Genomic DNA, 18,152 nt, shown 5'->3' with positions numbered 1-18,152 from the left:
GCCACCACGACGGCACCGCCCGCGGCGACCGCCGCCAGACCGGCCCCGGCGATGGCGAAGGTGCCGGTGGAGCCGGTGAAGGCGAGGGACTTCCCGGGCGGCGGGGTGTCCGGGGTGCCGGACGGCGAGGGGGCGGGGGTGCCCGGTGCGGACGGCCTGCCGGACGAGGGCGGGGTGGAGGGCGTGTGGACGCCCGGAGTTCCGGGGGCGGAGGGGGAGTTGGGCGTGCTCGGGGCGGTGGGAGTGCCGGGCGGGGTGGTGGCCGGGACCGAGGGGCTCGGGGTGGGGACCGGCGGGGTGCTGGGCTGCGGCACGGGGGTGGGGGAGCAGGAGAACACCGGGGTGCCGGTCCACGGGTAGTTGTGGCTCTCGTTGCCCGAGCCGTGGGTGTGGACGTCGCCGCCGACGTACAGCCGGCCGTTGGTGCTGGCGGTCAGGTCGGCGGAGGCCTTCGGGGCCAGCAGCGAGCCGATGAAGTTGCCGCCGCCGCCGAGGGTCAGCTTCGGCGTCTCGCGCAGGTTGTAGAGCACCTTGGCGGCGGCCTCGCCGAAGTGGGCGGAGCCGTACACGTCGACCCGCTCCCCGTTGTAGCCGACCGACATCGGCGAGACCGAGACCGCGTGCGTGCCGGTGACGTTGACCAGGACCGAGGCGTCCACCGGGATCGACTCGAAGAGGAAGGTGGAGGCCCCGTCCAGATCGGCGGAGGCGAGCTCGAAGACCTGCAGGGTGCCGTTGGAGGGGCCGGTGCTGCGGAAGGTGACGGTCGCACCGGAGCGCTGGGCGGTGCCGGTGGGCCGGAGCGCGCCGAGCGCGGCCGACTGGGTCTGCACGGTGGTGCCGAAGCCCGCGTACGGGTCGAGCGCGGCGGCCGCACCGATGCCGGAGCGCCGGTCGCCGCCGTTGGTGTCCAGTCGGCCCTGTTCGTCGATGGTGCCGCCGGCCCGGACGGCGCCGCCGTAGCCGGGCCCGGTGGTCAGGCCGGAGCCGACGTCGAGCGTGGTGCCCTTGGCGATCCGCAGGTCCCCGCCGACGGCCAGCATCACCTGACCCCCGGCCGGCAGGATGCCGGAGCCCGCGCCGACCCGGCCGACGTTGAACACCCCGCCGCCGGGGGACTTGGCGAAGGTGGCGTTCCCCGCCACCACCAGCAGGCCCTCGGCCTCGGCGGCCCCGCCGTCGACGGTGTAGCCGCCGCCGGCGAACAGCGCCACATTGGCGTCGGTGAACTTCGGGTCGTGGCCGATCGGCGGGAATTCGCCGCGGGCCGGGCAGGAGGCCGACCGGCCGTTTCCCGGGGCGGCCTGCGCCGCGGGCGCCGGGACGGTGAGGAGAATTCCCGTGCAGGCCGTGGCGGCGAGTGCCGTGCGCAGCGGCGCGGAAATGCGGTCGAGGTTTATGGTTCCGGTCTTCACGACAGCGGACTCTAACAGCGGGAAAGCCGCCGGAAAGCGGCTTGATAACGCCGTGGTAACGGAGTTTTCAAGGCTTTTCGAGGCAACTCTAAAGAAACTACAACCGGCCCGGACGCCGGCGGGACGCCCGGCGTCCGGGGCCTGCGGGGGCGGCGGACGGCGCGGGCCCGGGGCCGCTGGGCAGGGTCAGCTCGACCTGCGCTCCGCCGAGCGCGGCGCGGCCCAGCCGCAGCGAGCCGTCCGCCTCCTCGGCCAGCCGCCGGACGATGTCCAGGCCGAGGCCGGTGGAGCCCTCCCGCGCGGAGCCCCGGCCGCGCACCAGGGCGGCCCCCGGGTCGGCGATGCCGGGCCCCGCGTCCCCGACCGTGATCACCACCCGCGGCCCGGAGCTCAGCGCCACCGCGAAGCCGGTGCCCGCCCGGGTGTGCCGGAAGACGTTGCCGAGCACGGCGTCGAGCGCGGCGCCCAGTTCGGCCCGGGCCACCGGTACGGGGGCCGGCCCCGGGTCCTGGGTCCAGTCCCAGCGCCGCCCCTGGTCGTCGGCCAGCGCCGCCCAGAAGGCCATCCGTTCGGCCAGCACCTCGGCCGCGTCGCAGCCGGTCGGCTCGCGCGGCCCGCTGCCCGCCCGGGCGTCGCTGATCACCGCGTCCACCTCGCGCTCCAGCCAGTCGGCCACGTCCCGGGCCTGATCGGCCATCGGGCCGTCCTCCAGGGCACCCGCCGTGAAGCGCAGCGCGGTCAGCGGGGTGCGCAGGCGGTGGGACAGGTCGGCCGCGAACTCCCGCTCGGCGGTGATCATCTGACGCATCCTCCCCGCCATCGCGTTGAACGCCAGCCCCACCTCGCGCAGTTCGTACGGCCCGCGGGTGTCGGCCACCGCCTCCAGGTCGCCCGAGCCGAGCGTCCGGGCGACCGCCGCCAGGTCACGGGTGGCGCCGACCAGCCGGGCCGCCAGCCGGTCAGCGACCAGGCTGGAGATCAGCACCAGGCTGACGGCTACCCCGCCCAGCACCAGCCAGGTGCTCCACAGACCCCGGGTCAGGTCGGAGTCCAGCAGGTACACCTCCACCACCGCGACCGTCCCCGGCTCCAGGACCACCGGCCGCAGCACCGCGTACCCGCCCGCGACCCGGGCGCTGTACGCCCGTCCCTGCCCCGCCGCCGCCCCGACCTGGCCGGTGTCCGCGTGGGCCCCGCCCACCACCACCCCCGAGGGGAGGTGGACGGCGAGCCGGCCCGCCTGGCCTGCCGGGATGCTGGCCAGCGCCCGGCGCAGCTGTTCCTGATCGGTCGTCACCACCAGCACCGGATCGATCGCGGCGGCCTGCTGCTCGGCCTGGGTGAAGGCCCGTTCCCGGGCGAACTCGCGCACGGTGAGCGCCAGCGGTATCAGGAACGCGAGCGCGACCATCGCGGCCACCGCGACCGCGAACCGGGCCATCGCGCCCCTCACCGGAAACGCCGCCCGGACATCTCCGGCCGAATCCAGGACATCTCTTTCCCCACGGTCGTCCGTACTCCGCCGGAAGGCCGCCGGAGAATTCGCCGACGGATGTCCGGGGCGGCGCTCCGGCCGGAGCCGGACCGCCGTTCCCGGATTCCGTCGTGGTGGTGCAGGATAGCGGTCATGCGAAAGCGGACCCTCACCCTGGCTTGGCTGACCGCCACCGCGGCGGCCGCCGCGATCTCCTGGGCGGGGGTCAACCTGGTCCTGCGCGAGGCGGTCTTCGGGCCGCCGGACGCGGTGTTCGTGCCCACCCGGGTCGCCGCCCTGCCCGGTGCGCTGCCCCCCGTCTCCACTGCGGCGCGGTCCGGCAGCGGCACCGGGCCCGCCACACCGGCGGCCTCCCCGACGGCCAGGACCGCGGCGCCCGGTGTCGGTCCGAGCGCCACCCGGAGCGCACCGGCGCCCGCCGTGACCGGCACCCCCACCGCGACCGGTACGCCGGGCGGCGACGCCGGCGGCGGTGAGAGCCGGGGCTACACCGTCCGGGGTGGCAGGGTGGCGCTGGCCCTGGGCCGCGAGTCGGCGACCCTCATCTCGGCCTCGCCCGGCCCCGGTTGGGCGGTCCAGACCTGGCGCACCGACACCTGGCTGCGGGTCGACTTCACCAAGGACGGCCACACCTCCTCGGTCTTCGCCACCTGGAACGGCCACGCGCCGCTGGTGGAGACCTACGAGCAGTGAGACCGCGGGCCCGGATCCTGAAGGGGTCCCCAAGGGTTCTTGAGCGATCCCCAACAGGGCTGCCGTCGCGGGCCGGCCCCTCCTAGCGTTGCCGCCGTCCCCCCTCACACGGCACACCGCAGCAGGAGACCTCGATGACCCCGGGACCGCGCACCCGTACCCTGATCCGCCTCGGCAACGCCGCCCGGGCCCGGCGGATGGAGGCCGAGCACGGCGCCGTCACCCGGGCGGCGGCCGAGCTCGGATTCCCGGCCGAGCACGCCGAGTACACCGGCGAGGAGGAGTCGTTCGCCCTCTGGGCGCTGCCCCGGGCCGGGCTGGTGGCCTATGTCTATCCACCCGAACACGCCTGGCAGGCCCAGCCGTTGATGGCCGACGCGCACCGGGTCGGCGCCTACGGTCTGGACGTCCTGCTGCCCCGCTCGGACCGGGCGGTGGCGGCCGGCGGACGGTTCGTCACCTTCTGGGAGCGGCCCCGGGGCCGGCGGGTGGAGGGCGACGCGTCGGCCGCCGCCTACGCCGCCGCGGCCCTGCACCTGCTCCCGCCGCTGCGGCCCTCGGCGGCCGGTGACCACGACCCGTTCGAGGGGATGCTGGACGGGCTGGAGCACGCCCTGCTGCGGCCCGGCGACGCGGACTGGATCCGCCGGCGGGCGCTGCGGCTGGCCGAGCTGTGGTGCGGCCTGGCGTGGCCCAGTCCGCCCACCACGATCCTGGCGGGGCATCAGCCCGCGACCTGCTACCGCCACCTGGGGACCCGTCAGCTGGTGCTCACCAGGCCGCTGGTGCGCGGGCAGCGCGAGTGGGACGTGGCGGCCGCGCGCTGGCGCTCGGACCTGGTGCAGGGGCACCAGGGCGGATACCGGGAGTTCGTGGCGGCCTATGCGCAGTTCTGCCCGGCCCCCTCCTTCGGATCCGATCCGACGGACTGGGAGGGTTACCCCGTCCTGCGGGAGGTCCTCGCGCTCGGCGACACCATGCGCGAGGTCCGCCGGACCGACCTCGGCGGCAGGCACCAGCGCGAGGTGCTGCACCGGCTGGCCTGCCTGCGCGGCGAGGCGGGGCCCGCGCCCTGGCGCTGGTCCGCCGGCTGACGAGGCTCGCCGCGAGGTCGTCACGGAAGGTAGCCGGACCGGCCGGGCGGCCCGCCCGCGTCCAGTGCCGATGCGGCGTGGACTCCGCTGTGGAATATCCCGTTTGGCAGTTTTGGCCGACCGGGCGACAGTATGCTGATCAACCCGAGGTGCCCTCATGTATCACTGAGGGTGATCTCGCGCTGTCCCCCGGCGCCCGCCCGCTCGACCGCCGTCGGAGCCGGGGCACCCTCCCCGACCCACGAGAAGGTCCGAGCATGACCGACCCCTCCCCATGGCAGCCGGCGGCTCCCGCGGCCCTGGCTCCGGCAGCCCTCGCCCCGCACCCCGACGCCCCCACCGTGCTGGTCGTCGAGGACGACCCGCGCGTGCGCTCCGTGCTGATCCGTCACCTCACCTCGGCCGGCCACCCCGTGCGCAGCGTGGGCACCGCGCTCGGCGCGCTGCGCGAGGTCGCCGCGGCCGGCTGCGACATCGTGGTGCTCGACCTCGGCCTGCCCGACCTGGACGGCGCCGACGCGCTGAAGATGATCCGCAGCCTCACCGACGTGCCGGTCATCATCTCCACCGCCCGGGACGACGAGAACGAGATCGTCCGGCTGCTCAACGACGGCGCCGACGACTACCTGGTCAAGCCGTTCTCCGGCAGCCACCTGAGCGCACGGATAGCCGCCGTGCTGCGCCGCTTCGCCGCCGCCGCGCCGGTCGCCTCGGAGGTCCTGCGGGTCGGCGGCCTGGCGGTCGACACCCGGCGCCGGGAGGCCGCGCTGGACGGGGTGCCGCTCGACCTGACGCGGCGTGAGTTCGACCTGCTCGCCTACCTCGCGGCCCGGCCCGGCACCGTCGTGACGCGCCGGCAGATCCTCGCGGGGGTGTGGCAGGACAGCTACGGCAGCGTCCAGACCATCGACGTCCACCTCTCCTGGCTGCGCCGCAAGCTCGGCGAGACCCCCACCCACCCCCGCTACCTCTACACCGTGCGCGGTGTCGGCTTCCGGCTGGAGGCGCCGGTCACCCGCTGACCACCCGCTGGTCCCGCCGTGGCCGCCGGGAGGCAGCGGGTCTCTTCGGACATTTTTGAACCACTGGTGACAACAGCGGTTCAAAAATGGTCGTCACCGCTCCCGGGCGGCCCGGAGGGCGCGCAACTCCACGGCGTCCAGGAGCAGTTCGAGCACCGTCTCGAACTGGTCCTCGGCGTCGATCGCGGCCAGGTGCCCGGCCACCGCGGCCAGGTGCGGGTACCGGACGGGGGAGACGGCGAGGTACTCCCGCTGCCAGGCCATCCGGTCGCCCCGGCGCGCCTCGTCGTCGAGGAAGCTCACCGAGGCCTCGTAGGAGGACACCGCCAGCACCGTGTCTGCCAGCACCCGGTAGTAGCGCGCGGCGTCGAGCTCGCCGAAGCCCGCCTGCCGCAGCGCGCCGATCACGGTGTCCGCGCCGCGGAACTCGGCGGCCCGGCGCGAGACCCGGGTGGCGACCAGCACGGCGACCGCCGGGTGGGCCAGACAGGCGGTGCGCACCCGCCGGGCCAGCGCGGTGAGGGTGTCCCGCCAGCCCTCCTGCGGCACGAAGCCGGCCAGTGCCTCCTCGATCAGCTGCTCGGCCAGCCCGAGCACGATCTCGTCCTTGCCCGCGAAGTGGCGCAGCACGGCGGTGTGGTTGGAGCCCAGCTCGGTGCCCAGGCGGCGCAGGGTCAGGGCGTCGGGGCCCTCGCGTTCGACCAGCGCGCGGGCACTCTCCAGGATCAGCGCGGGGGTGAGCGGACTGGTGGGCGGCCGCCCGCGCCTCGGCCTGCCCGTCGGCGTGGTCGTCCCGGGGTCCGTCATGCGGGCATCCTAGGGCCGGAGGGTCCGTGGTCGGCGTCTGGCCACGCCCGGACGCCGCTCTGCTGACCGAGCTGTTCCGCGCTGAAGAACGGTTCACGGTCTCGGATTCACGGGTGCGCCAGCGCGGTCGTTGCTGCCAGGGTGGCAAGCAGTTGCAGGCGCTCGGCAGTGGGGGAGGCGGGCTCGGCGATGTACGCGGACAGGGTGATGGAGGGAGAGGAGTCGAGGGTCAGTTCCTCGAAGCCCAGGACGAGTTCTCCGACTTGGTCGTGGTGGAGGGTCTTCCTGCCCGTGCGGTGGACGCCGACATCGTGAGCGGCCCAGCGGGTCCTGAAGTCGGTGCTCCGCGTGGACAGTTCGCCGACGAGCTGTATCAGCTGCTTGTCGTGCGGCGTCGCGCCGGCCTGGGCACGGAGGATGCGCACGCACGCGGCTGCCGCGTCGTCGAGGTCGTCGTAGAACCTGGCCGCGGCGGGGTCGAGGAAGACGACGGAGGCCAGGTTCGGCGGGGAAGCCGCTGAGCGCCGGGTCGGGCTGGTGAAGGCCATGTCGAACAGGGCCCGGCCGAGAGCGTTCGACGCGAGGACGTCGAGCCTTTTGCTCAGGGCGATGACGGGGGTGGCGCTCATCGCGTCGATGAGCAGCTGTACCTGCTGCGGTACCCCCGCCGCGGCTCTCGGCTGTCTCCTCGCCCGCGAGGGCCGGCGCGCGGTGCGGGCGAGGTCGTAGAGATAGGTGCTCTCGTCCTCAGTCAACTGCAGGGCGCGGGCGAGGGCGTCGAGGACCTCGTCGGAGACCCCTGTCAGGTCGCCCTTCTCGATCCGGGTGTAGTAGTCGACCGAGACGCCGGCGAGCATCGCGACCTCCTCCCGGCGCAGGCCGGGAACACGGCGCGCCCCGCCGCCCTTCAAGATGCCGGCCATGTCGGGGGTGATCTTCGCGCGGCGTGTGGCCAGGAAGTCCCGTACGCGCTCGTCCTTCAGTGCCATGACCTCACGCTATGGGCGATCGGGGCCCGGGGCCAGGTTCCGCCAGACCCCCCTCTGAGGGGGGTTCTGTCGCAGCCTTCCGCCCTCGATCGACGGCACCCACAGTTGATGTCGTCAGAACCGACGGGCGCCGACCCGGCCCCCGGGCAACGACGAGCGGGACAGCCAGGAGGAACCGTGACCGAGCGGACCGAGCGCGTGAGCTTCCGTTCCCCGGTGATGGCCCGGGACCTGGCGGGAACCCTCCACCTCCCATCCAGAAACACCCATTCGGACATCAACCGGAGGAAAGTCATGAGCGAGAACATCAGCATCGAGACCCTCAACGGATACGGCACCACCCTCGCCGCGGTGATCAACCTCCCGGAGGGCTTCGACGCGTCGAAGACCTACCCGGCGATCGTCGTCTCCCACCCGGGCGGCGGCGTGAAGGAGCAGGCAGCGGGCCTGTACGCGGGCAAGCTCGCTGAGCACGGCTTCGTGACCGTCGCCTACGACGCCTCGTTCCAGGGCGCGAGCACCGGGGAGCCGCGACAGCTGGAGAACCCGCACATCCGCACCGAGGACGTCAGCGCCGTGGTCGACCACCTGACCACGCTCGACTACGTGGACAGCGGTCGCATCGGAGCGATGGGCATCTGCGCCGGGGCCGGCTACACCGCGAACGCCGCGATCAACGACCCCCGCATCAAGGCCGTGGGCACCGTGAGCCTCGTCAACATCGGCCAGATGTTCCGCAACGGCTGGACGAACGACGTCGCCGACCCCGACGCCGCCCCGCTGCTCGCGATGGGTGCCGAAGCCCGCAACACCGATGCCCGGGGCAAGGACAACCCCTTCCCGCTCGCACCGATGCGCGAGGAGGACGCGCCGAACGAGGAGCTGCGCCAGGCGTGGGAGTACTACCACACGCCGCGTTGCGAGCACCCCAACGCGCCGGGCTTCATGACCGCGCGCAGCCTGAGCCAGATCATCACCTACGACGCCTTCCACAAGGCCGAGGCGTTCCTCACGCAGCCGCTGCTGGTCGTCGCGGGCAGCGAGGCCGGATCGAAGTGGATGAGTGATGACCTGTTCGTGCGCGCCGCGAGCAAGGACAAGTCGTTCCACGTCGTCGAGGGTGCGAACCACATGGAGCTCTACGACGGCGAGAAGGAGGTCGCCGAGGCCGTCGGCAAGCTCGGCCCCTTCTTCGCCGACAAGCTCTGACCCGGGCAGTCGTCGCCGCCCCGCCGATCACGCGGGGCGGCATGACCGCAGACACGAACGGAGAACCGCCATGGCCGCTTGGACTTCGGACGAGCTCGAGCGCATCAACGCCGAGACCTACTTCACCGTCGGGGCGACCCTGCCCGACGGAACCACCCCCAAGACCGTCGGCATCTGGTCCGTGCCCGTCGGGGACCGGATCTTCATCCGCTCCTACAACGGCACGCAGGGCAAGTGGTACGGGCCGGCCCTGAGGACCGGGCGGGGCCGGATCTCGGCCGGCGGGGTCGACAAGCCGGTGCGTTTCGTGCCCGTCGCCCCCGACGACGAGGAGACCAACCAGGCCGTCGACGCCTCCTTCCTGGAGAAGTACGCCGACAGCGAGTACTCGGTGACGATGTCGACCGAGCCCGTACGCCGCAACACCCTGGAGGTTGTCCCCGAGGAGTGAAGCCCCCGGACCGCACGGCCTGTTCCGCCCGCCGCCACCCGGTCCCAGGACCCGTAGCTCAACTCATTCTGAAACGATCAGTCAGTCCTCGACCACCAGCGACGGGGTGTCGTGGCGGAGCGTCTCGCCGCGGAAGAAGGCCGGGGCGTGGTGGCGCCAGAGCAGCATCAGCACCACGCCGAGGGCCAGCAGGCCGAAGCCGATCAGGAAGACGGTGCCGACGCCGAAGAGGGAGGTGCCGGAGCCGTAGGACGGGTCCCAGGTGTCGACGGCGGTCTTGAGGAAGACGGCGGTCAGCAGGGCGGCGCCGAGCAGTGGGAAGACGCCCTTGAAGAAGAACGAGTGGACGGAGGAGGTGAGTTCGCGCCGGAAGTACCAGACGCAGGCGTAGGCGGTGAGGCCGTAGTAGAAGCAGATCATCATGCCGAGGGTGAAGATGGTGTCCACCAGCACGCTGTCGCTGATCAGCGTCATCGTGGAGTAGAAGACGGCGGTGCCGATCCCGGAGACCAGGGTGGCGGTGGAGGGGCTGGCGTACCGCGGGTGGATGTGGGCGAGCCGGGCGGGGATCGCGCGGTAGGTGCCCATGGCCAGCATGGTGCGGGCCGGCGGCAGGAAGGTGGTCTGCAGGCTGGAGGCCGAACTGGCCAGCACCGCCACGTAGATGAGGATGGAGAGCGAGCCGAGCACCGGTTTGGCCAGGGCGGCGAAGACGTTGTCCTCGGTGGCCGGGTTGCCCAGGCCGTAGGACTCGGTGCCGACCCCGGCGAAGCGCTGGGTGGCGACGGCGGTGACCAGGTAGCCGGTGAGGATCACCACCATGGTGAGCAGGGCGGCCCGGCCGGGGGTGGCGGCGGAGCCGGCGGTCTCCTCGTTGACGGTCAGTGAGGTGTCCCAGCCCCAGTAGATGAACAGGGAGAGCGAGAGCCCGGCGGTGAAGGCGGCGAAGGACTGCACCGCGAACGGGTCCAGCCACTGCCAGCTGAACTCGATGGCCAGCGGCGAGCGCCCCTGCCCGGCCTTGACGAAGGCGAACAGCGAGAAGAGCGCCAGCACCGTCAGCTGCAGCCCCACCAGGACGTACTGGACCTCCTTGGTGAGGGTCACGCCCCGGTACGCGATGGCGGTGGCCAGGCCGACGAAGACCAGGCAGGTCAGGACGTTGAGGCCGCGGTTGTGCGCCAGGTCGGCGAGGTCCGGGTTCTCGAAGACCTGGGCCAGCATCAGGTAGAAGAAGGAGACCGCGACCCCGGCCAGGTTGGACAGCACGATGATGGTGGCCACCACCAGGCCCCACCCGCACATCCAGCCCAGGTGCGGCCCGAAGGCCTTGGCCGTCCAGGTGAAGGAGGTGCCGCAGTCCGGCATCACCCGGTTCAACTCCCGGTAGGCGTAGGCCACCAGGAGCATCGGCAGGAAGCCCGCCAGGAAGACGGCCGGCATCTGCAGCCCGACCTGGGCCACGGTCGGCCCCAGGGTGGCGGTGAGCGCGTACACCGGGGCGACCGAGGAGACGCTCAGCACCACGCTGGCCACCAGGCCGACCGCCCCCGACTTGAGCCCCTTCTCCTGGAGGTCACGCTCCGGTCGGTGCTGCTCCGGCTGATGGTGCTGTCCGTGCGCGCTGTGCGTCAAGATTCCTCCCGAAGAGGCATCCTGACCGCCCGTCACACCCCGGGAGCGCGACCCGGCCGCCCGCGCGCCCTCGAACCACCCGTCCGGCTCACCAGATGTCGTCACCCTCGTCCCAGGTCGGTTCGGCGACCCAGCCTGCGGCGAGGACCAGGCGTGAGGTGCGGTGGACGGCGAGGAAGCCGAACGGGCGGTCGAAGGTCACCTTGACCCTCTTGATCCGGTACCGCATTTCCGGAATGCCGGCGGCGAGGAAGTCGAAGGCGGTGACCGCGGCCGCGTGGAATCCCTTGGCGCCGAAGGTGGCGGTCGCGGACTGCTGCCCGGAGCCGATGAACAGCGGTTCAGTGCCGGTGATTCCGGCGAAGTGTCCGTCTGCGGCGGTCGGGTCGGTGGCGGAGGTGAGGCCGAACACCTCGGGGCGGGCCAGCAGGTCGTGGTCGGCCCGGAGGGTGAATGCCGGGAGCGTCGCCCACAGGTAGTGGTCGCGGTCCTCGCTCCGGGTCCAGGTGATGTCCAGGCCGGGGCCGGGACGGCCGGTCGGGAGCAGGTCGGCGGTCGTCCTCGACCGGGTGCCCGCGAGGATGTCGAGGCCTGCGCCCAGGACCGCACCGGGCGCGGCGGTGTCCTCGCCGAGCAGCAGGTGGACGTCGATGTCGTTGCGGCCCAGGACCCGCAGTTCGGTCACCGAGCCGGCCGGGGTGTCGGTGACCGCCGCACGGTCGAGCAGTCCGGTGACCCGGGACAGGGAGGCGAACGCGCGCCCGGCCCACGGGCCGGACTCGGCCTCATGGACGAACTGGCGGAACGGGCGGAGCCAGTCCGTCCGGACGGTCAGCGCCGACGCGAGCACCAGCCGGGTGTCACGGTCGAGCGCGACCGGCATCGACTCGACCTCGCCGCCGGTGTTGCGGGAGGCCCAGGCGTCCAGGCGGCGCCGGTCCTGGACCGCGTCGCCGGACAGGGTGCCGTGCACGTCCAGTGGCAGGCCGGCCAGCCAGGTCGGTTCCGGGTGCAACAGGTCCGAGGTCCACAGACCGACCGCCGCCGAGGAACCGGGGAGCTTGCGCAGGGTGGCGACCAACTCCCGTGCGTGCTCGGCGGCTTCGCCGCTGGGCATGCCGAGGGCCTGCTCCAGCTCGGCGGCCGCCGGGCCGTGCGCGCCCGCCGCCAGGAAGGCCAGCAGTGGCCACACCCCGGTCGGCATGAAGACCGTGCTGCCGCCGTCCGCGAGCTCCGCCCACCGCGCCGCCAGCCGGTTCACCGCTCGAACTGCCGCGATCCCGCTCATCGTTCTGCCCCTCCTCGGAAGACCGGCCCGAGCGTAGGGCCTGCGTCCACCGGTGGCGAACGGATTTGGCCGGCCCTCCGTCAGGCGGTGCGCACCGCGAGCAGCGAGACGTCGTCGCCGACCCGGGCGCCGACCAGCAGGGAGACGGCGGTGTCGAGGACGGACTCCAGGGGGCCGGCCGGGTCGAAGTCCAGCGCGGCGAGGGCGGCCAGGCCCTGGTCGATGTCCTCGTCGCGGCGTTCGACCAGGCCGTCGGTGTAGAGCAGCAGCACGGAGCCGGGGCGCAGCCGCAGCGAGCGGCTGCGGTGCGGGCCGGGGCCGGCGCCGAGCGGGGGGCCGACGGGGAGGTCGATCAGGCGGGGCGGGCCGTCCGGCGGGATCAGCAGCGGGGGCAGGTGGCCGGCCGTGGCGAGGGCGGCGGTGCGGGTGGCGGGGGAGAAGGCGACGGTCAGGCAGGTGGCCACCCGTTCCTGGCCGAGGGCCTGGACGGTGCGTTCGGCCGCGTCGAGGATCGCCTCGGGCGGCAGGCCCTGGAGGGCGAGGGTGCGGATCACGGAGCGGTACTCGGCCATGGTGGCGGCGGCGTCCAGGCCGTGGCCCATCACGTCGCCGACGGTCAGCAGGGTGCAGCCGTCGGGCAGAGCCAGGCTGTCGTACCAGTCCCCGCCGATCTCGGCCGCCGCCCCGGCCGGCAGGTAGCGCCGGGCGCACTCCACGCCGGAGCCGGGCACGGTGGGGTCGGAGAGCAGGGCGCGCTGGAGCAGCACGGCGCTGCGCCGCTCGTGGGCGTAGCGCTGGGCGTTGTCGATGGAGTTGGCCGCGCGCAGCGCCAACTCGCCCGCCAGATCGGCCTCCTGGGGGGTGAAGGGCGGGGAGCCGGCGGTGCGGGCCAGCGAGACCACGCCGATCACGTCGTGACGGGCCGTCAGCGGGACGTGGCAGGCGGAGTGCAGGCCGAGCTCGCGGTGCAGGGCGATCCGCTCGGGCGGCAGGCCGTGCAGCCCGGAGCCGTCGGTGCCGAGCAGGTCGGAGATGACCGGGCGCTGTTCGTCGAGGCAGCGGGTGAGGTCCGATCCCGGCCTCGGGACGACGGGCGATCCGGGGGCGCCGATCCGCTGTGCGGCCCCGGCCAGGCCGCGGACGGCGGAGAGGGCCAGGCGGCGGAGCTGGAGCGCCTGGTGCGGGTGGATGGGGGAGTGGTGGTGTTCGAAGTCGAGGACGTCGACCACGGCGAGGTCGGCCAGCCGGGGGACCAGCAGTTCGGTGAGCTCCTGGCAGGTCTGCCGGACGTCCAGGGTGGTGCCGATCCGGGTGGCGGCCTCGTCGAAGAGGGTGAGCCGGGTGGAGGCCAGCGCGAGGGCCTCGCGGATCCGGCGGTCCTCGGTGATCTCCAGGACCAGGGCGACCACCCCGAGTGGGGCACCGTCCTCGTCCTCCAGGCGGTGGAAGGCGTTGTGCCAGAACCGGGCCAGACCCGAACCGTCCGGGGTGGTGATGCCCTCGACCAGGTGGACCACGGGACGTCCGGTCTCCAGGACGGAGCGCAGCGCCGCCTCGGTGTGCTCGACGTTGATGCCCGGGACCACCTCGGCCAGGCCCTTGCCGAGGTGGTGGTCGGACGGGGCGCCGTTCATCGCGGACAGGGCCGCGTTGACGTAGCGGTAGCGCAGCCCGGTGTCGAGGACTGCGATGCCGACCGAGGTCCCGTCGGCCACCGCGCGCATCACCGTGTGGTCGGCCACCAGGCGGGGCAGCGCGGCCGCCCCGGGGGAGTCCGGCGACAGCCGCCCGAGGTGGAGGAGCAGGGCCCTGGCCTGCTCCTCGCTCAGTATGTCCAGCGACACCCGGCCCTCCTCGTGGCTGGAGGCAGTGCTCGGATCGTCGCACGGAGGGGCGGGGCGGGCGACAGAAGCGCCGCGTGGTGTCGGACACCCGGGCCGGACGCCCGCCCCGCCGTCCTTCGGTCAGGCCCGGTGCCCCGTCGCCAGCAGCAGCCGGGCGGCCGTCGCGGCGCCGTCGGTGCGCAGCGTGGCGGCCAGCTCCTTCGCCCGGGCGGCGGTCTCCGGGGTGAGGGCCGCCGCGAGAGCGGCCGAGAGCGAGTCGAAGCTCGGCACCGGTCCGTCGTGCGCCACCCCGATGCCGAGCTCGGCCACCCGGCGGGCCCAGTACGGCTGGTCGGCGAGCTGGGGCACCAGGACCTGCGGCACGCCGGCCCGGGCGGCGGTGGTCGTGGTGCCGGCCCCGCCGTGGTGGACCACGGCCGCCACCCGGCCGAACAGCTCCTGCTGGTTCACCTCGTCCACCACGTGCAGGTCGGCGGCCTCCTCGGCGGCCAGCCCGGCCCAGCCCCGGGAGAGCAGCACCCGGCGGCCCTGCGCCCGGACGGCGGCCACCGCGTCCCTGGCCACCGCCTCGGCGTCCCGCACCGGCATCGAGCCGAAGCCGACGTACACCGGCGCCTCACCCGCCGTCAGGAACGCCTCCAGCGCGGCCGGGAGCGGACGCGCGTCCGGCCGGACGAAGGCCCCGGTCTGCACCACGTCCAGCTCGCCGGTGGGGCGCCAGGGGCTGAGGACGGCATCCGCCGCCAGCAGCGGGCGGTCGGTGAGCACGTGCGGACGGACGTGCTCGACCGGGGGCAGGCCGACCGACTCCCGGTGCGCGTTCACGGCGCCGCCGAACAGCTCGTCCAGCACCTGCTCGTTGCGCTCCCAGAGCACCCGGTTGTCGGTCTCCTCCGGCGGGAGCGGGTGGCCCGGCCAGGGCAGCGGGGGGTGGTCGGGGGAGGGCAGGTAGCTGGGGAAGTAGGCGACGAAGGAGTACGGGACGCCGAGGCGGTCGGCGACCGCGCGGGCGGCCGCGGCGGCGGGCATCAGCCCGGTGGCCACCACGGCGTCGCAGCCCTCGGCGGCGGGCAGGGCCGCCGCGTAGGTGTCGGCCGTCACCCGGGCCGCCCGCTCCTGCATCGTCATGGCCGGGCCGGTCCCGAGCACGGCCTCGCGGGCCATCTCCCGCAGCGACCGGCCCAGCGGCACCAGCGGCAGCCCGCTGTCGGCCAGCAGCTCGGCGAAGTCCGGCGGCGCGCAGAACCGCACCTCGGCGCCGGCCGAGCGCAGGGCGAGCGCCAGGCCCACCATCGGCTCCACGTCGCCGCGCGATCCGTACGCCAGCAGCAGTACACGCATTCCGTTTCCCCCAGGAAGATCGGTGATCCACGTTCGAGCGGTGATTCTGCGCCCTCAAGGGGGCCTTGCGGCAAGCCCCCTGACGGGGTATAAGTTGATCATGGCGGAGAGTGCGGCACTCCTCTCCGCGGCACCGCTACCTGGATGGCGCAGCAGCACAGGGAGCGCGGCCCGGACCGATGGTCGGATGGGCAGCAGCCACGTCGTCTGCCGGGGGGGCCAGGAGGTCGTACCGCTCATGACCATGCCCCCCTTCGGTTCCTTCGGCGCCGGCGACGGGCCGGACCCGTTCTCCGACCTGCTGAACCGCTTCTTCGGGATGTCGCCGGCCTCCTCGCCGCCGGCCGTCCAGCGGGTGCCGATCGGCAAGCTGCTCTCCGACTCGGCCCGCGAACTGATCGGCCGGGCCCAGGCGCGGGCCGAGGAGGACGGCAGCGAGGACCTCGACACCGGGCACCTGCTCTGGGCCTGCACGCTGGTCGAACCGGCCCGCGGCCTGCTGGTGCAGGCCGGGGTGGATCCGGACCGGCTGGCCGAGGAGATCGTCAAGGTGATGCCGGGCGTATCCGGTACTCCGTCCGCCGAGCCGAGGCTGACCCCCGCCGCCAAGCGGGTGCTGCGCGCCGCGTACACCCGCTCGCAGGCCTCCGGCGGCCCCGGTGGCTCCTACATCGGCCCCGAGCACGTCCTCGGCGCGCTGCTGGACGACCCGGACTCCGGCGCGGCCAAGCTGCTCACCTCGGGCGGCAGTGACCTCAAGCGGCTGCGCACCGACACCGACCGGGCCGCCGCCGCGGAGGGCGGCGCCTCCGGCACGGCCTCCAGCACCCCGACCCTGGACGAGTACGGCCGCGACCTCACCGCCGACGCCCGGGCCGGGAAGCTCGACCCGGTGGTCGGCCGGGCCGAGGAGATCGAGCAGACCGTCGAGATCCTCTCCCGCCGCTCCAAGAACAACCCGGTGCTGATCGGCGAACCGGGCGTCGGCAAGACCGCCATCGTGGAGGGTCTGGCCCAGCGGATCGTGGCCGGTGAGGTGCCCGCGACGCTGGAGGGCCGGCGGGTGGTCTCGCTAGACCTGTCCGGCATGGTGGCCGGCGCCAAGTACCGCGGCGAGTTCGAGGAGCGGCTCAAGGGGGTGATCGACGAGGTCAAGCAGTCCTCCGACGAACTCGTTCTGTTCATCGACGAGTTGCACACCGTGGTAGGGGCCGGGGCGGGCGGCGAGGGGGCGATGGACGCGGGCAACATGCTCAAGCCCGCGCTGGCCCGCGGCGAACTGCACGTGATCGGCGCCACCACCATCGACGAGTACCGCAAGCACGTGGAGAAGGACGCCGCGCTGGAGCGCCGCTTCCAGCCGGTGCTGGTGCCCGAGCCCAGCGTGCCGGAGACCGTCCAGATCCTGGAGGGCCTGCGCGACGCCTACGAGGAGCACCACCAAGTCCGGTTCTCCGACGACGCGTTGGTGGCCGCGGCCGAGCTCTCCGACCGCTACGTCAGCGACCGCTTCCTGCCGGACAAGGCGATCGACCTGCTCGACCAGGCCGGGGCCAGAGTCCGGCTCAAGTCGCTCGGCAAGTCCACCCCGGCGATCGGCCTGGAGGACCGGATCGCCAAGCTGCGCCGGGAGAAGGACCAGGCGGTGGCGGCCGAGGAGTTCGACCGGGCCGGGGAGTTGAAGAAGCAGATCGCCGAGGCCGAGTCCGAACTGGCCGGGATCGCCGAGCGCCGCGAGGGCGTGATGGCGGTGACGGTGGACGACATCGCCGAGGTGCTCTCCCGGCGGACCGGCATCCCGGTCGCCCAGATGACCGAGAGCGAGAAGGACCGGCTGCTCAAGCTGGAGGACGCCCTGCACGGCCGGGTGATCGGCCAGGACGAGGCGGTGGTGGCGATCTCCGAGGCGGTGCGGCGCAGCCGGGCCGGCATGGGCGACCCGGACCGGCCGGTCGGCTCCTTCCTCTTCCTCGGCCCGACCGGCGTCGGCAAGACCGAACTGGCCAAGGCACTGGCCGAGTTGCTGTTCGGCGACGAGGACCGGCTGATCCGCTTCGACATGAGCGAGTTCCAGGAGAAGCACACCGTCTCCCGGCTGGTCGGCGCCCCGCCCGGGTACGTCGGCTACGAGGAGGCCGGGCAGCTCACCGAGAAGGTCCGCCGCAAGCCCTACAGCGTGCTGCTCTTCGACGAGGTGGAGAAGGCCCACCCCGACGTCTTCAACACCCTGCTCCAGGTGCTGGACGACGGCCGCCTGACCGACGGTCAGGGCCGCACCGTCGACTTCCGCAACACCGTGGTCATCCTCACCAGCAACATCGGCGCCCAGCGCATCCTGGCCGCGAAGGGCGACACCGCCTCGATCCGGGACGCGCTGCTGGGCGACCTGCAGGCGCACTTCCCGCCCGAGTTCCTCAACCGGATCGACGACACCGTCATCTTCGACGCCCTCACCGAGGACGACCTCGGACAGATCGTCGACCTGCTGCTCAAGGGCAGTGAACGGCGGGTCCGTGCCCAGGGCATGGAGCTGGAGGTGACCGAGGCCGCCCGCAAGCTGCTGGTCGCCCACGGCCACCAGCCCGCCTTCGGCGCCCGCCCGCTGCGCCGCACCATCCAGAGCGAGCTCGACAACAAGGTGGCCTCGCTGCTGCTCGGCGGCGAACTCCGTCCCGGCGACACCATCCTGGCCGACGCCGATCCGGCCCGGGACGAGCTGACCGTCTCCATCGGCCGCCCGAAGTCCACCGAGGAGGTCGAGGCGGAGGAGCGGGCCGCCGCCGGCCAGCCCCCGGCCACCGCGGCGGACACCGCCGACGCCTTCGGCGAGGGCACCGACGTCAAGCCCGTGGTCTGACCCGCCGTCACC

14 protein-coding genes are annotated in these 18,152 nt (G+C 73.5%); 6 read left to right on the top strand and 8 right to left on the bottom strand.

Features of this window, described 5'->3' with window-relative positions; translation table 11 throughout:
• A partial coding sequence (locus ACWEPF_RS15605; RefSeq protein ID WP_452172936.1) for a choice-of-anchor A family protein occupies window positions 1-1,415 on the bottom strand: 1,415 nt, incomplete at its 3' end.
• A 97-nt stretch (window positions 1,416-1,512) separates the two neighbouring features.
• Window positions 1,513-2,856, bottom strand: coding sequence for a sensor histidine kinase (locus tag ACWEPF_RS15600; RefSeq protein ID WP_452172935.1), 1,344 nt, complete (start codon window positions 2,854-2,856; stop codon window positions 1,513-1,515).
• Between the two features lie 186 nt (window positions 2,857-3,042).
• On the opposite strand from ACWEPF_RS15600, the gene ACWEPF_RS15595 reads away from it, so the two are divergent.
• From ACWEPF_RS15595 to ACWEPF_RS15585, 3 genes are all read left to right on the top strand, one after another.
• On the top strand, window positions 3,043-3,603 hold the full coding sequence (locus tag ACWEPF_RS15595) for a hypothetical protein (RefSeq protein ID WP_452172934.1): 561 nt from the start codon (window positions 3,043-3,045) through the stop codon (window positions 3,601-3,603).
• Between the two features lie 134 nt (window positions 3,604-3,737).
• On the top strand, window positions 3,738-4,697 hold the full coding sequence (locus tag ACWEPF_RS15590) for a hypothetical protein (RefSeq protein WP_452172933.1): 960 nt from the start codon (window positions 3,738-3,740) through the stop codon (window positions 4,695-4,697).
• Window positions 4,698-5,038: 341 nt separating this feature from the next.
• Complete coding sequence (locus tag ACWEPF_RS15585; RefSeq protein ID WP_396292111.1) at window positions 5,039-5,719, top strand: response regulator transcription factor; 681 nt, start codon at window positions 5,039-5,041, stop codon at window positions 5,717-5,719.
• A 93-nt stretch (window positions 5,720-5,812) separates the two neighbouring features.
• Here the strand turns inward: ACWEPF_RS15585 and ACWEPF_RS15580 are convergent, their stop codons facing one another.
• Window positions 5,813-6,526 carry a TetR/AcrR family transcriptional regulator gene (locus ACWEPF_RS15580; RefSeq protein WP_452172932.1) on the bottom strand — a complete coding sequence of 238 codons (714 nt, stop codon included), beginning with the start codon at window positions 6,524-6,526 and terminating at the stop codon, window positions 5,813-5,815.
• A gap of 107 nt (window positions 6,527-6,633) precedes the next feature.
• Window positions 6,634-7,515, bottom strand: a complete 882-nt coding sequence (locus ACWEPF_RS15575) for a helix-turn-helix domain-containing protein (RefSeq protein WP_452172931.1) — start codon at window positions 7,513-7,515, stop codon at window positions 6,634-6,636.
• Between the two features lie 177 nt (window positions 7,516-7,692).
• Here ACWEPF_RS15575 and ACWEPF_RS15570 point away from each other — a divergent pair, with 177 nt between their 5' ends.
• Together ACWEPF_RS15570 and ACWEPF_RS15565 are read left to right on the top strand one after the other, a co-directional pair.
• Window positions 7,693-8,724: an alpha/beta hydrolase gene (locus tag ACWEPF_RS15570; protein WP_452172930.1), complete on the top strand. Its 1,032-nt coding sequence runs from the start codon at window positions 7,693-7,695 to the stop codon at window positions 8,722-8,724.
• 70 nt (window positions 8,725-8,794) lie between these two features.
• Window positions 8,795-9,175, top strand: coding sequence for a DUF2255 family protein (locus tag ACWEPF_RS15565; protein WP_452172929.1), 381 nt, complete (start codon window positions 8,795-8,797; stop codon window positions 9,173-9,175).
• Between the two features lie 81 nt (window positions 9,176-9,256).
• Here the strand turns inward: ACWEPF_RS15565 and ACWEPF_RS15560 are convergent, their stop codons facing one another.
• The 4 genes from ACWEPF_RS15560 to ACWEPF_RS15545 form a co-directional block, all read right to left on the bottom strand.
• A complete protein-coding gene (locus ACWEPF_RS15560) occupies window positions 9,257-10,810 on the bottom strand; it encodes an APC family permease (RefSeq protein WP_345289657.1) in 1,554 nt (517 codons plus the stop codon).
• Window positions 10,811-10,898: 88 nt separating this feature from the next.
• Window positions 10,899-12,098, bottom strand: coding sequence for a serpin family protein (locus tag ACWEPF_RS15555; RefSeq protein ID WP_452172928.1), 1,200 nt, complete (start codon window positions 12,096-12,098; stop codon window positions 10,899-10,901).
• Window positions 12,099-12,178: 80 nt separating this feature from the next.
• Window positions 12,179-13,942, bottom strand: a complete 1,764-nt coding sequence (locus ACWEPF_RS15550) for a SpoIIE family protein phosphatase (protein ID WP_452172927.1) — start codon at window positions 13,940-13,942, stop codon at window positions 12,179-12,181.
• A 120-nt stretch (window positions 13,943-14,062) separates the two neighbouring features.
• The gene (locus ACWEPF_RS15545; protein ID WP_452172926.1) at window positions 14,063-15,283 is read right to left on the bottom strand and encodes a glycosyltransferase; all 1,221 of its coding nucleotides are present in this window, start codon (window positions 15,281-15,283) and stop codon (window positions 14,063-14,065) included.
• A 238-nt stretch (window positions 15,284-15,521) separates the two neighbouring features.
• Between ACWEPF_RS15545 and ACWEPF_RS15540 the strand changes: the two genes are divergently transcribed.
• Entirely contained in the window at window positions 15,522-18,140 is a 2,619-nt protein-coding gene (locus ACWEPF_RS15540) for an ATP-dependent Clp protease ATP-binding subunit (protein ID WP_452172925.1), read from the top strand.
• The last annotated feature ends 12 nt before the right edge of the window (window positions 18,141-18,152 follow it).

The organism is Kitasatospora sp. NPDC004289 (assembly GCF_053602875.1).
This window is presented reverse-complemented; position numbering and strand designations above follow the sequence as displayed.